Below are 13,889 nucleotides of genomic sequence, written 5' to 3'. Positions count from 1 at the left end.
TTAATATTGAAATAGCCTAGCCAAGATATGTATAAAAATATTACATAGTATTTGTGAAAAGACGTAGAGATTGTATGAGAGACTTGAACTGTTTATAAAGAAATGAGCGAATACAATTTAGTTATCCGCTCAGAAGGTATTTTCGATATTGAAATTTTATACACTCCAAGGCTTATTTAAAGTTAATACCTCAGCCATTTCTTTGCTTTTTAAACGTCCTTTTTTTCGGGTCTCAGCACGTTCGGAACCAGTTTTATGCAACCAATGTTCTTCCTCAGTTTCTGGTAATACTTGAGGTACAGAAGAAGGTTTTCCATCTTGTAATGCTACGAATGTAATAAAGCAAGTAGCGGCGATACGGCGTTCTCCCTCTAATAAATTTTCTGCAATTATTTTTACGAAGACTTCCATAGATGATTTCCCAGTATAGCAAACAAATGCCTCATAACAAACAGAGTCAGCTTGATGAATAGGTGTTAAAAAATCAACAGAATCAATGGATGCTGTCACACAATGCTTGCGACTATGCCTTGCTGCTGCAATAGAAGCAATACTATCAATTTCAGCCAATAATTTGCCACCAAATAATGTTTGATGGTTGTTTAAATCATTTGGAAAAACACGTGTTGTTTTAATTGCTTTTGATTCTCTCATAAATTTCTTTTCCATATATTCAGCCCCTAGTGTACATTTTCAATCAGAGTGACATGTTCTTTATGACATAAAAGGAAGGTTAGTTCCTATTTGATTTTACCGGGTATTTAAACAAGTAAAATGTATGAGTAGAGGAGTAATAATACTTTTGAAAGTATATTCATGTAACTGAAAGAAAATTTATTTTGTCTAAAGTGTAGTGTAAAAGAGGATTCGCTTACATTGCAAGTGAAAAAGTAATGACTATATATTTGTCATAGAAATTCCCTATCAGCCGTGTACCTATTCATGATAGAATCGTTTTGTTATGAATGGAGATAGAGGTGCAATGGACATATGAATCATATACAAACAAATTTTTCGTCTTTTTTCAGTAAAATAATGATTGGTGCGATGCTCGCATTTTTTGTTTATAGTTGTTGGTCGGCGTTTGAAACAAGTAAGCAATTTTTTGGAGGAAGTACAACGAGTGTAACAATCGTATTGGCAATTTTCGTCATCCTCATATTGTTAGTGGCATCAATTTTACAATATCGTTTTACAGATAAACAATTTTTTATTTTTCTTATGAGCGTATCTATAGTTGTGAGAGTTAGTATGGTTTTATTTGTAGATGTTCCAATCATCGGTGATATGAAAGCGATGTATGAGTCTGCAAAGCAGATTGCAATTGGCAATAATATAGAGAATGTAACACAGTTACCCTTTATCATTTATGAATCGATGGTTATTCGTATATTTGGTGATACGGTATTTGTTTTACAGTTATTTAATATTTTGTTCTGTACAGGAACTGCATTTTTAATTTATCGTATTGCCGCTATGGTTTTTGGGGAAGAATGTGGTCGCATTGCGTCCGTATTTTACGCTTTATATATTCCAAATATATTTATGAGTTCCTTATTAGCGCCTGAGTCGCTCGCAATATGCTTATTTTATTTTGCTTGTTACATACTTTTATATAAAGGATTAGAACATCCTTATATGTGGGTGCTTTCAGCGACTTTATTTGCATTTAGCAATATGCTGTTCCCAATGGGGTTATTTCTTCCTATTTTTATTGCGGTATATGTGTTGTTAATTGAATTGTTTCAATCTGCAACGAAACAAAAAATACTATTAAAGATGATAGGGATGCTTATTCTATTTTATAGTGTTCATTTTGGCGTGAGTTACGGAATTAAGACGATGGGAATGTCACAATATACGATTTCGAATGAGACGTATGTTCAATCGGTTTTAATCGGTAAAAATCAAAAAAAGGAAAAAATACTGGAAAATCAAACTGTAATAGAACATATTGATCAAAAGTTAAAAGAGATTGAGAGTGAAAGATTTAAACTGCTAAAACCAGTAATGAATCAGTTTTCAGATGAGGGGATAAATTCTATCCTATTCAAATGTGAAAAGCTGATATATATAGCAATAACATTATTCATGGCTATAGCTTTATTACATTTCCTTATTAAGAAACAAAAGAATGAAGGATACATGTTGTTCTTATTGTTGATTAGCGGATATGTATTGCTAAAAATCTTTCAAGTAGATATGGCATACTATAATATTATTATGCCAGCATTGTTTATTTTACAAAGCTTTGGTGTCTATATGAGTTATGTATATTGTCAAAAAATATTTTTTAGAAAATAAAAAGAATCCAAAATGGATTCTTTTTTTATTGTTAGATGATGAAAAATCGTTATTAATATAAGCTTCGCCTTATCGGTTTAGTTCTAGTTTTAGACTATCAGCTGTTAGAGCCATTTTTGAAGAATCATCTTGAATGCCCTTCATTACTTGCGAAATAGCTTCTAATTCATTTTCAATTTTTTTATTCTGTTCTTTCGAATTAGACATATCTTTTACGATTTCATGGAAGTATTGATCTGTCGCGTACATACTATCAGTTCCTTCAGATACGAGAGAACTAATTTGTTTTACAGAAGAAGAAACATGAATAATCTGTTCATTTGTTTTTTCAACGAGTTTTGTAACGTTGGAGATCGATTCTTTCGTTTGCTCTGATAATTTTCGGATTTCTCCAGCTACAACAGAAAAACCTTTGCCAAACTCTCCAGCACGTGCAGATTCAATAGCGGCGTTTAGTGCTAGTAAATTTGTTTGCTCTGCAATTGATTTAACGATATCTATGATTTCGTTAATTTTGTTAGAAATATTGAGAAGTTCATGAGTATCTGTAATGATAGTTTCCATATTTGTTTGAATATATCCCATTCGTTTGTTTTGCTGATTTAATTGTTCTTTACCTTTATTAGCTTTTTCTTCTGATGTTGTTGCTAATGATGTACCGGTTTTGGCAATCTCTACAATAGTTTCGGATTTAGCAGTTAATTTTTGAATAGAAGAGCTTGTTTTTTCAGATACAGCTGCTAGTTCATTTGCAATATGTGTAATTGTCATAGCCGTTATTTCTTTTTCTTTTTCATGTTCTTTTTGAATTTGTTCATACTCAGATTCATAAGCTGCAAGAACAAGCTCTTGTTCAAGTGTGAATAATTTATTTATTACATTTATAGAATATGAAAAATCATCGATTATTGTAATCTTTGTTTGTAAAATCTTTATGATGGAACGGAATAATTCTTGATAGGCAGCCGTATACCATTTTCTATGTAAGCCAATTTGAACATGTCTTTTGGCAATTCTGACACGTTGTTCAATAAAATCTTCGTGCATATCTCCACTGAATAATTCTTTAATATGTGTTTTTAAAGTTTGTTTTAGTTTTGGAATAGAGCTGTAACGTTCAATAATAGTAATTAAATTAGGTTGTTTTGTAATATTGGCATAGAATTTTTCTGTAATCCAATCTATTTCCTCATAAATAAAGGGCTGTAGTACTTTTACAATTTGTAAATCTTCCTTTGAAATATGTAGCATATCCATTTGAATCCTTAATTCGGAATTAGCAGGTACGTTAAAGGTTATTTGTTGTGCCTTACTTAATTCAATTATACTGGTGTTTGTTTTATGAGTATGTTTTTTAAAAACCCCAAGCATCGTTCTTCCCCCTGTTTGTGAAGCGTTTTCATTTTCGTTTCTAATATAATTATATATTTTTATATTCAATTACTCTATATTTGTGTATAGAATAGTATATAAATTAAGAGAATTCTATGTAGAATTCTCTTAATGACCTTTATTAATTTTAGCATGTGTTTTAAAGAAAACAGGGAAATGTACATTATATATTACAGTGACGACACGAATAATGAATGTTACTAATAAACAAACATAGAAAGCTAATACGTGCGCCCCCATTGCATATGTGATTAAGAAGCTAATTGCTCCTAATATAGAAGCGATTGCGTAAATTTCTTTTCGGAATACGTAAGGGATATCTTGGGCGCATATATCACGCAAAATACCGCCTCCAATCCCCGTAATGACTCCCATTGAAACAACTAAAAATGAGGCATCAACATGATGTGACATTGCCGCATTTGCACCAATGGCTGTAAAAACACCTAAGCCAACGGCATCAGAAAGCATAATAACGACTTGAAGTTTATTGATACGCTCAAAAAACATACAAGTAAATAGTGCTGATAATACGCTTACGAAAAAGTAAATAGGTTTTACAAATGCGACAGGAGGCAGGTTACCGATCATAATATCACGAATAATACCGCCGCCGAGCGCAGTAGCTACAGCTAAACAAAGGACACCGAATAAATCTAAATCTTTTTTTAAACCAACTAATGTACCAGAAATAGCAGCGGCGATAATGCCAAGAAACGTAAATATGTCGATTAATAACATGGCTGTAATCCCTTCCTCCTAAAGATGTTCCAGAGAAAAAATATACACTAAAGTTATGTAAATAACAATGCATTTTCGTTACATGTAGAAAAAAAGAAAAAATAAGGAAGGAAAGCGTTTGAAAATGCAAATTTACTTTTTTTATGAGGTAAGGTTGGATAGAAATGTGAGACGTTTAATTAAAAAATATATGTTATAATACATATTTGAGATGAGAAAAATAATAATAATTGTATAGAGTGAATTTAGGTATAAGTTATGGAGGTTCTAGATGTTAAGGGAAAATAGTACAAGTAATAAATTTGAAAATTTTCTATTAATCTTTATTTTGTTGCAACCCATTTTAGATTTGCTTACAGCATTCTGTATAATGGTTTTAAAAATTGATACGACTATTGGAGTTATTACACGTTTATTCGTTATGCTTCTAGGTGGAATATATATTTTAATTCAAACAAAGAAGAGAGAGAGTATAAAATATATATCGTATATAATTCTAGTTGGAATTGTTTTCACTATTGGGTTAATAAATAATAAATTTACAAAGAACCCTATGGTGTTTACAGAAGAAGTTAAGTTTATAGCAAAAGCTTTATATCCGTTTGTTATGCTTACTTGTTATGTGTTTGTTTTTAAATCTTTAAAAGAAAAAAGACATTCAAAAATGCTTGAATATATTACGTATGCATCGTTAATCATAGGAATAGTAATGGTGGTTTCGATTGCAACGGGAACAGATTACAATAGTTATACGTGGTTGAAATTGGGGTCTCGTGGTTGGTTTTATGCAGGTAACGAGCTAGGATCTATTTTAGCCATCATGTGCCCAATTGTTATTTTGTATTCAATTGAAAAAACAAAAAGTATAGGTAAAGTATATTATTGGATTCCTTCAGTTTTAGTTGTCTATTCACTATTTGCAATTGGAACGAAGGTTGGTGTAGGAGCCATCTTTGTGGCAATGGCTATTGCAGTTGTTATGTGCTTTATCCAGGCATATACACAGCGTAAAGATGGAAAGAAAAATGTCTATTTATTAAATGGTTTTATTGCAATGACTGTTTTTGTAGGCATAATGGCATATACACCTTTTTCGCCATTCATGAAAAACATGGGATTCCATTTCCAATTTATTGAACAGCAACAGAGTGCGAAAAATGAAGAGAGAAAGAAAGAGGAAGCGAAAGAGCATAAACCTCCAGTGACAGAGAAAGAAAAGGAACAAGAAAAAGAAAGAGAGAAAGAAAAAGAGAAAGAAAAAGTAGCTGAGAAAAAGGAAGAAACTCAAGCTATTATTTTTAGTGGACGTCAAATATTCGAGCAAATGTATAAAGATTTTTATAAGGAAGCCCCAATGTCTCAAAAATTATTAGGTATGGGTTATGCTGGTAACTATAAAGCAGATCCGAAATTAATTGAACGTGATTTTCATGATTGGTTCTATTCATTCGGAATTATAGGATTTATTTTACTGGTAGTTCCGTTCGTATACTTTGGTATTAAATTCATCGCATGTGTATTTACTAAGTTTAAACAAATATTTACAGTAAGGTACGCAATGGTAATTGCAGCAATCCTGTTAGGATTAGGTATCTCATTTATCGCGGGGCATATTTTAATGGCACCTGGAGTAAGTTTTTACTTAGTATTACTCATGGCATATTTAATAGTTGACTTGGAAATTGAATGATAGAAAAATAAAAGCTAGCATATGTTAGCTTTTATTTTTGTTATAGTAAATAAAAATAAAAATGGAGGATGTAAGAAATGAAAGTGTTGCATATTAATGCTGGTGCAGAAGAAGGTGGGGGGAAAACACATATTATTTCACTCTTATCTCAGTTTCCACAGAAAGAAGTGGAATTAATGGTATTTGAAGAAGGGGCGATTGCTAGAGAAGCGAGGAACCTTGGTATTCAAGTACATGTTTTTACTCAGTCATCTCGGTACGACCTATCAATTCTTTCAAAAATAAAATCATTTATTAATGAAAATCAATTTGACATTGTGCATACACATGGCGCACGAGCGAATTTCTACCTCTCCCTCTTGAAAAAAGGTATAAAAGCGAAATGGATAATGACCGTTCATAGTGATCCAACCTTAGATTTTATGAAGGGGGGATTAAAAGGATGGGTATTTACGAAATTAAATTTACGTTCTTTCAAGAAGGTAGATTTGTTTTTTGCAATTACGGAAAACTTTAAGGAAAATATAATAAAGCTTGGGGTATCAGAAGAGAAAATTTGTACAATTTATAATGGAATTGAGTATGATAATATTCCAGCAAAGGCTTATGATAAGATTGAATTTGGTATCGATGAAGGAGTATTTACAGCGATCCAAGTAGCTCGTCTTCATCCTGTTAAAGGACATAGTATTTTATTTGAAGCGTTACAAAAAATTAAAATCCAAAATATAAAGATACTTTTGCTTGGTGATGGACCTATAGAAGCAGAATTAAAAGCGATGGTGAAACAAAAAAACTTAGAGGATAAGGTGATTTTTCTAGGTTTTCGTACAGATTCAAAAGAATTATATGCATCTGCACACATTAATTTGTTAACTTCTTATAGTGAAAGTTTCCCCCTTGTTTTATTAGAAGCAGCTAATCAGCGCTTAACATCTATTGCAACAAATGTGGGGGATATGAGAAAGCTAATAGTTGATGATACATATGGATGGATTGTACCGATTGGTGATGCAGATTCGTTAGCAAAATCATTAGAAAATGCTTATGAAAAGTGGTTGAATGGGGAATTAGAAGAGATGGGAAATCGTTTATATGATTACGCATCTACTCATTTCTCGCTAAAGAATTTGTATGAAGATACTCGTAGTGCATATAAAAAACTTTTATTGAAATAGAGAGGATATTTAATTATGGCAGTACAAACAGTTGATATTCTAGGCGTTCCTTTCTCTACAATGACAATGGATGAAACAGTCCAATATTTAAAGGAACAACTAGAATCGGAGCAAAATGATACCTTTCAGGTAGTAACAGCGAATCCTGAAATTGTTATGTGTGCAAAAAAGGATGAAAAGTTCCATAAAACATTATTAAATACAGATTTAATTACACCTGATGGTATTGGGGTTGTAAAAGCAAGTGGTATGCTTGGTACACCTGTAAAAGAGCGTGTAGCAGGTTTTGATTTAATGTGTAATTTGTTTGCGAAGTTATCAGAAGAGAATAAACCAGTATCCGTTTTCTTATTAGGAGCAAAACCACATGTTGTACAAGCTGCAGCGGATCATTTAAAGAAGACATATTCAGCTGTATCTATCGTTGGTACGCAAGATGGGTATTTTAAGCAAGAAGAAGAAGAGAATATCGTTTCTCGTATTCAAGAAGCAAAACCAGATCTACTACTTGTTGCACTTGGTTTCCCAAGACAAGAGAACTTTATCCAAAACAATAAGCATCGTTTAGAAACGAAAATGGCTGTTGGAGTAGGTGGAAGTTTAGACGTATGGGCGGGAGAGGTAAAACGCGCACCAAAGTGGATTCAAGCGATTCATTTAGAGTGGTTTTACAGGTTATGTAGTAATCCAACACGCTGGCGTCGTCAGTTAGTATTAGCGGAATTTTTAAAAGAAGTAATGCGTTCAAAAAAGTAGCGAAATCTCGCTACTTTTTTTGTTGATTTTTGATAAATATTTTAAATTTTGGGAATGATGAAGGAGAATTTTTTACACGAAAGTATTTTACTTATGTAATTCACACATGTAAAATGATGTGTAAAGACACCTGTGTGAGGAGGACTTCTTGTGGGCAAGGTAAAAGAAATTTCGAAGCGAAAGCTACTTGGCATAGCGGGGCTTGGATGGCTATTTGATGCAATGGATGTTGGAATGCTTTCATTTGTAATGGTGGCACTCCAAAAAGATTGGGGATTAAGTACGCAAGAAATGGGATGGATAGGTAGTATTAATTCAATTGGTATGGCAGTAGGAGCGCTCCTTTTTGGGATACTATCGGATAAAATAGGCCGAAAATCAGTCTTTATTATTACATTATTACTATTTTCTATCGGTAGTGGTTTAACTGCTTTAACGACGACACTCGCGATGTTCCTCGTTTTAAGATTTTTAATTGGTATGGGGCTTGGCGGTGAGCTTCCGGTTGCCTCTACACTAGTATCAGAGAGTGTTGAAGCACATGAACGAGGTAAAATAGTTGTGCTATTAGAAAGTTTTTGGGCAGGTGGCTGGCTAATTGCGGCTCTTATCTCATATTTCGTTATTCCGAAATATGGTTGGGAAGTTGCGATGGTGTTGAGTGCGGTTCCGGCACTATATGCTTTATATTTAAGATGGAATTTACCAGATTCTCCGAGATTTGAAAAGGTCGAAAAAAGACCGTCTGTTATCGAAAATATAAAGTCAGTTTGGTCTGGAGAATATCGTAAAGCTACAATTATGTTATGGATTTTATGGTTTTGTGTTGTCTTTTCCTATTATGGAATGTTCCTTTGGTTACCTAGTGTAATGGTATTAAAAGGATTTAGTTTAATAAAAAGTTTCCAGTACGTACTTATTATGACATTAGCTCAACTTCCAGGGTATTTCACAGCCGCTTGGTTTATTGAACGTCTTGGGCGAAAGTTTGTATTAGTTACGTATTTAATCGGTACAGCGTGCAGTGCCTACTTGTTTGGAGTTGCAGATTCATTAACAGTTTTAATCGTGGCAGGCATGTTACTATCCTTCTTTAATTTAGGTGCCTGGGGGGCATTATACGCTTATACACCTGAACAGTATCCGACAGCTATTCGTGGTACAGGTGCAGGAATGGCGGCCGCATTTGGTCGTATTGGTGGTATTATTGGCCCGTTATTAGTAGGCTATTTAGTTGCTGCACAAGTTTCACTTTCGCTAATATTTACGATCTTCTGTGGATCAATTTTAATTGGAGCACTTGCTGTAGTTATACTTGGGCAAGAAACGAAGCAACGAGAATTAGCGTAAAAGGAAAGGGGGGACCGAGGTGGTTTCCTTTTTTCTGTTTTTTTAGATAAATAATGGTATAGTAAGAAAAAGGGATTGTTTCTTATTAAAGAGAATGTATACAACAGGACATACGGACAAAGGAATTAGGTGGTTGGATAAATGAAAATTTTACTTATCATGGAAGAGGCAGAAGAGCGAAGGAAATTAGTTGAGAACTTTACTGAGAATATTCGAAATATAGAATGTTTTGAAGCGAATACAGGAACAGAATCTTTGTTAATAATGAAAAAACATACACCAGATTTTGTTTTTTTAAGTTCGCAATTAATAGATGGTACTGGTTTTGAATATGCGAGTTTATTACGAGAAGTAAATTGCTATACGAAATTTATTTTTATGGGTGAGGATATAGAAGAATCCATTACAGCATTTCGTTTTCAAGCATTTTATTATTTATTACGACCATTTCGTGAAGAAGATTTACAATTTCTTTTATATAGAATGGGTAAAGAGCAAGGAGAGAGAGCAAAGAGTTATTTGCGAAAACTACCGATAGAAGGTCAAGAGGGAATTAGATATGTTTTCCCAGAAGATATTGTATATGTGAGTAAAAATAAGGAGAATAAGACGGTTTCAATTTATACAACAAATAATCAGTATATTTCAACATATACACTTCAGGAATTGGAAAATAAACTAAATGTATATGATTTTTTACGTGTGCATAAAAGTTATTTAATTAATATGTCATATGTACAAGAACTGAAACCATATTATAACGGCACGTATAATTTATATTTAGACAGGTATGATGAGCAACCGATTCCAGTCAGCCGTAATTATGTAAAGCGCCTTCGAAATAAAATTGAATTATAGTAGGTAATGAGAGTATTTTAACATGATAAACTAAAAATCCTTCATGATAAGGAGGATTCAACTTAAATATTCAGAAAATTTAGTACAATCTCCACTAAGAAGTAGTATTGGGGGGATTGTATGTGAAGACGTTGAAGTCGATTTTACTTTGGGGGGTTATTACGGCAGTAGGAGCAGGTGCTTTTGGTGTAATAGCTTTATCACAAGGTGAAACTATTAATGCTGTGTGGCTCTTAGTAGCTGCAGTATGTGTGTATGCAGTTGCTTATCGATTTTATAGTAGATTTATAGCGAGAAAGGTTTTTGATTTAGATAATAATCGGCAAACGCCAGCCCATACATTGAATGATGGAAAAGATTATGTTCCGACAAATAAGTGGGTATTATTCGGGCATCACTTTGCAGCAATTGCTGGGGCAGGGCCTTTAGTAGGACCTATTTTGGCAGCACAGATGGGATATTTACCAGGGACAATTTGGATTATTGTCGGGGTAGTGGTCGCTGGAGCTGTACAAGATTTTGTAATTTTATTTGCTTCGATGAGACGTAATGGTAAATCGTTAGGTGAAATGATTAAAGATGAGATAGGCCCTGTGACTGGGCTCATTGCCATGATAGGTATTTTAGGCATTATGATTATTTTATTAGCAGTATTAGCATTAGTTGTAGTAAAGGCACTTATCGGAAGCCCTTGGGGAATGTTTACGATAGCGGCAACGATTCCTATCGCTATTTTAATGGGAGTATACATGCGCTACATTAGACCTGGCCGGGTTGGTGAAGGATCGGTAATTGGTATTATTCTACTTATTCTATCTCTTATTGGAGGTCAGTATGTAGCTGAAAACCCAACGCTTGCAAGTATGTTTACGTTTAGTGGTGAAACAATTGCTATTATGCTCATCGTATATGGATTTATTGCATCGGCATTACCAGTTTGGATGCTTTTGGCACCGCGTGATTATTTAAGTACATTTTTAAAAGTAGGGACAATTGTTGGATTGGCAATCGGTATTTTAATTGTAGCACCAGATTTACAAATGCCAGCAGTTTCAAAATTTATCGATGGAACAGGCCCTGTTTTCTCAGGTAACTTATTCCCGTTCTTATTTATTACGATTGCCTGTGGGGCGGTGTCTGGATTCCATGCGCTTGTTTCATCTGGTACGACGCCAAAAATGATTGAGCAAGAGGGGCATGCACAGCCAATCGGTTATGGAGCAATGTTGATGGAGTCGTTTGTAGCAGCAATGGCTATGATTGCAGCTTGTGTATTAACACCAGGAACTTATTTTGCAATTAACAGTCCGGCAGCACTTATCGGTACGGATGTATCTCAGGCGGCCCAAGTTATTTCTTCATGGGGATTTGCTATTACACCAAATGAATTAAAAGATCTTGCTGTAAACGTTGGAGAACAAACGATTTTATCACGTACAGGTGGCGCACCAACGTTAGCGATAGGTATGGCATATATTTTCTCACAAGTAATAGGTGGGACCGCAATGATGGCATTTTGGTATCATTTTGCCATTCTTTTTGAAGCACTATTTATTTTAACAACGATTGATGCAGGAACGCGTGTCGGTCGCTTTATGATTCAAGATATTTTAGGACATGTATATAAGCCGTTTGCGAAAACAGATTCTACATTAGCGAATGTAATAGCTACAACGTTATGTGTATTAGGCTGGGGATATTTCTTATACCAAGGAGTAATAGATCCACTTGGTGGAATTAATACATTATGGCCATTGTTCGGTATTGCAAACCAAATGTTAGCGGGTATTGCATTATTACTTGGGACGACAATTTTATTCAAAATGGGGAAAAAGGCGTATGTTTGGGTGACACTTATCCCGACTGTCGGATTGTTAATTGTAACAATGACAGCTGGTTATCAAAAGCTATTTCATGAAAATCCAAAAATAGGATTTCTATCTCATGCAAAGGTGTTTCAGGGAGCATTAGATGAGGGGAAAGTGTTAGCTCCAGCTAAAAATGTCGCTCAAATGAAACAAATTATTTTCAATGATTATATCGATGCCGCACTTTGTGGGATTTTTATGATAGTTGTAATCGCCGTATTAATTTCTGCAATTCGAATTTGGATTCAAGTATTAAGAAATAAGCCGATGCCGTTAAAAGAGGCACCATATATTCCTAGGGATGAAAGTGAGTCGAGGAATTATGCTTAAAAAACTACGGCAAGTATGGGGTAAAAGGAAACAGTTTATTAGTTTACTTGTAGGGGTACCAAGTTATGAAGCATATGTGGAGCATATGAAAAAGCATCATCCAGAAGAAGAGATTGTATGTCAGAAGCAATTTTTCGCTGAGGCGCAAGAAGCTAGATTTAATGCGAAAGGCGGCAAGATATCACGTTGTTGTTAATAAAAAAGGGACGAATCTTCGTCCTTTTTTATTTTTTGCTGTTTCACGTGGAACAGCAAAAATAAATAAAAACCTTTGGGAATTATAGGGAGTTCGTATACAATAAAGTAAGGAAAGGGATAGACGAAAAAGTAGGGAGATTATTTTATGTTAAGGGATTTATTTGTAAACACAACAATCATTCTTTCCTTTATCTTTATTGGAGGTCAGCTTTTAAGAGATAGTCCGTTAAAAGAAGGATTCTCTTTCTGGCAGAAATGTGTAGTAGGTATTTTTACTGGAATATTAGGTATATTACTAATGCATTTTGGTGTACATATTGAAGATATTATGTTGGATCTACGCTATCTAGCTGTTATTTTAGCAATTATAGTTGGAGGCCCGATAGCTAGTAGTATAACAGTTATTATGATTTTAATTACAAGGATAGTTTTTACCGAGTACTCTTTAGCCTCTGAATTGGCTTGCTATACAATTGTATTAAGTGGAGTTGGTGTTATCTTTATTGCAAGAATGCAAATTTCCATTATGTTAAAGTTGATATGGTTACACGTATACTGCCTTTCTATTTTAGTAGTACCGATGTATATATTATTTAACGATATATCTGTAGTTGTACTGTATTTAATTTCAAGTATTACTACAGGCTACATAACATTCGTAAGTGCAAACTATGTTTTACAATCCAATGAGCTATTTCAAACGATGAAGCAATACGCAACGATAGACGCATTGACAGGTTTAGGAAACGTAAGGCAGTTTGATCTAGAGATGAATCATCATATTGGTAATAAACACATGGAAAATGATTCACTTTGTTTACTACTTATAGATATTGATCACTTTAAGTATGTAAATGATACGTATGGGCATCCTGCAGGAGACGAAGTGTTAAAACAAATAGGGTGTATTTTAAGAGGAATTTCAACATTTCCGGATTTGGTTTTTCGAAAGGGTGGAGAGGAATTTGCACTTTTGATACCGCAGAGGGGACTATCTTATGGTATTCATCTTGGGGAACAAATCCGTATAGCTGTTGAAAAACATTCATTTCAATTGTTAGATGGAACGAAAATAAAAATCACAGTGTCGGTAGGGATTTCAGAGTATAAAGGATCACAGGAACAGCTTATTCAAGCGGCTGATGACGCGTTATATTACTCAAAAAGAAATGGTAGAAATCAGGTCAATTCTGCATCTTAAAGGTAAGATGACCAGAAGATGTA

12 protein-coding genes and 1 pseudogene are annotated in these 13,889 nt (G+C 34.0%); 9 read left to right on the top strand and 4 right to left on the bottom strand.

Features of this window, described 5'->3' with window-relative positions; translation table 11 throughout:
• Window positions 1–156 precede the first annotated feature (156 nt).
• The gene (locus tag MHH42_RS27320) at window positions 157–669 is read right to left on the bottom strand and encodes an acyl-CoA thioesterase (protein ID WP_000412115.1); all 513 of its coding nucleotides are present in this window, start codon (window positions 667–669) and stop codon (window positions 157–159) included.
• Between the two features lie 321 nt (window positions 670–990).
• On the opposite strand from MHH42_RS27320, the gene MHH42_RS27315 reads away from it, so the two are divergent.
• On the top strand, window positions 991–2,304 hold the full coding sequence (locus MHH42_RS27315; protein ID WP_016107329.1) for an ArnT family glycosyltransferase: 1,314 nt from the start codon (window positions 991–993) through the stop codon (window positions 2,302–2,304).
• Between the two features lie 69 nt (window positions 2,305–2,373).
• Here the strand turns inward: MHH42_RS27315 and MHH42_RS32480 are convergent, their stop codons facing one another.
• The 3 genes and pseudogenes from MHH42_RS32480 to MHH42_RS27305 form a co-directional block, all read right to left on the bottom strand.
• Window positions 2,374–3,180 carry a methyl-accepting chemotaxis protein gene (locus MHH42_RS32480; RefSeq protein WP_371399203.1) on the bottom strand — a complete coding sequence of 269 codons (807 nt, stop codon included), beginning with the start codon at window positions 3,178–3,180 and terminating at the stop codon, window positions 2,374–2,376.
• Window positions 3,178–3,555: pseudogene (locus tag MHH42_RS32475) on the bottom strand (protoglobin family protein); the annotation flags it as partial. The gene MHH42_RS32480 and the pseudogene MHH42_RS32475, both read right to left, overlap by 3 nt.
• 249 nt (window positions 3,556–3,804) lie before the next feature.
• Window positions 3,805–4,437, bottom strand: coding sequence for a trimeric intracellular cation channel family protein (locus MHH42_RS27305; RefSeq protein WP_000924376.1), 633 nt, complete (start codon window positions 4,435–4,437; stop codon window positions 3,805–3,807).
• A 271-nt stretch (window positions 4,438–4,708) separates the two neighbouring features.
• On the opposite strand from MHH42_RS27305, the gene MHH42_RS27300 reads away from it, so the two are divergent.
• From MHH42_RS27300 to MHH42_RS27265, 8 genes are all read left to right on the top strand, one after another.
• The gene (locus MHH42_RS27300) at window positions 4,709–6,127 is read left to right on the top strand and encodes an O-antigen ligase family protein (protein WP_000943144.1); all 1,419 of its coding nucleotides are present in this window, start codon (window positions 4,709–4,711) and stop codon (window positions 6,125–6,127) included.
• Between the two features lie 77 nt (window positions 6,128–6,204).
• On the top strand, window positions 6,205–7,305 hold the full coding sequence (locus tag MHH42_RS27295; protein ID WP_016107327.1) for a glycosyltransferase family 4 protein: 1,101 nt from the start codon (window positions 6,205–6,207) through the stop codon (window positions 7,303–7,305).
• 15 nt (window positions 7,306–7,320) lie between these two features.
• Window positions 7,321–8,061 carry a WecB/TagA/CpsF family glycosyltransferase gene (locus MHH42_RS27290; RefSeq protein ID WP_000290755.1) on the top strand — a complete coding sequence of 247 codons (741 nt, stop codon included), beginning with the start codon at window positions 7,321–7,323 and terminating at the stop codon, window positions 8,059–8,061.
• 150 nt (window positions 8,062–8,211) lie between these two features.
• On the top strand, window positions 8,212–9,411 hold the full coding sequence (locus tag MHH42_RS27285) for an MFS transporter (RefSeq protein WP_340894664.1): 1,200 nt from the start codon (window positions 8,212–8,214) through the stop codon (window positions 9,409–9,411).
• 141 nt (window positions 9,412–9,552) lie between these two features.
• On the top strand, window positions 9,553–10,269 hold the full coding sequence (locus MHH42_RS27280; RefSeq protein WP_000698261.1) for a LytR/AlgR family response regulator transcription factor: 717 nt from the start codon (window positions 9,553–9,555) through the stop codon (window positions 10,267–10,269).
• Window positions 10,270–10,391: 122 nt separating this feature from the next.
• Window positions 10,392–12,467: a carbon starvation protein CstA gene (gene cstA / locus MHH42_RS27275; protein ID WP_016107326.1), complete on the top strand. Its 2,076-nt coding sequence runs from the start codon at window positions 10,392–10,394 to the stop codon at window positions 12,465–12,467.
• Window positions 12,460–12,663, top strand: a complete 204-nt coding sequence (locus MHH42_RS27270) for a YbdD/YjiX family protein (protein ID WP_000914411.1) — start codon at window positions 12,460–12,462, stop codon at window positions 12,661–12,663. Before cstA ends, MHH42_RS27270 begins: the two co-directional genes overlap by 8 nt.
• A gap of 147 nt (window positions 12,664–12,810) precedes the next feature.
• Window positions 12,811–13,866, top strand: coding sequence for a diguanylate cyclase (locus tag MHH42_RS27265; RefSeq protein WP_070174013.1), 1,056 nt, complete (start codon window positions 12,811–12,813; stop codon window positions 13,864–13,866).
• The last annotated feature ends 23 nt before the right edge of the window (window positions 13,867–13,889 follow it).

Origin of the sequence: Bacillus sp. FSL L8-0099 (genome assembly GCF_038006385.1) — a bacterium.
Classification (GTDB): domain Bacteria; phylum Bacillota; class Bacilli; order Bacillales; family Bacillaceae_G; genus Bacillus_A; species Bacillus_A toyonensis.
The sequence above is the reverse complement of the archived record's forward strand: the minus strand, read 5'-3'. Positions and strand labels throughout refer to the sequence as shown.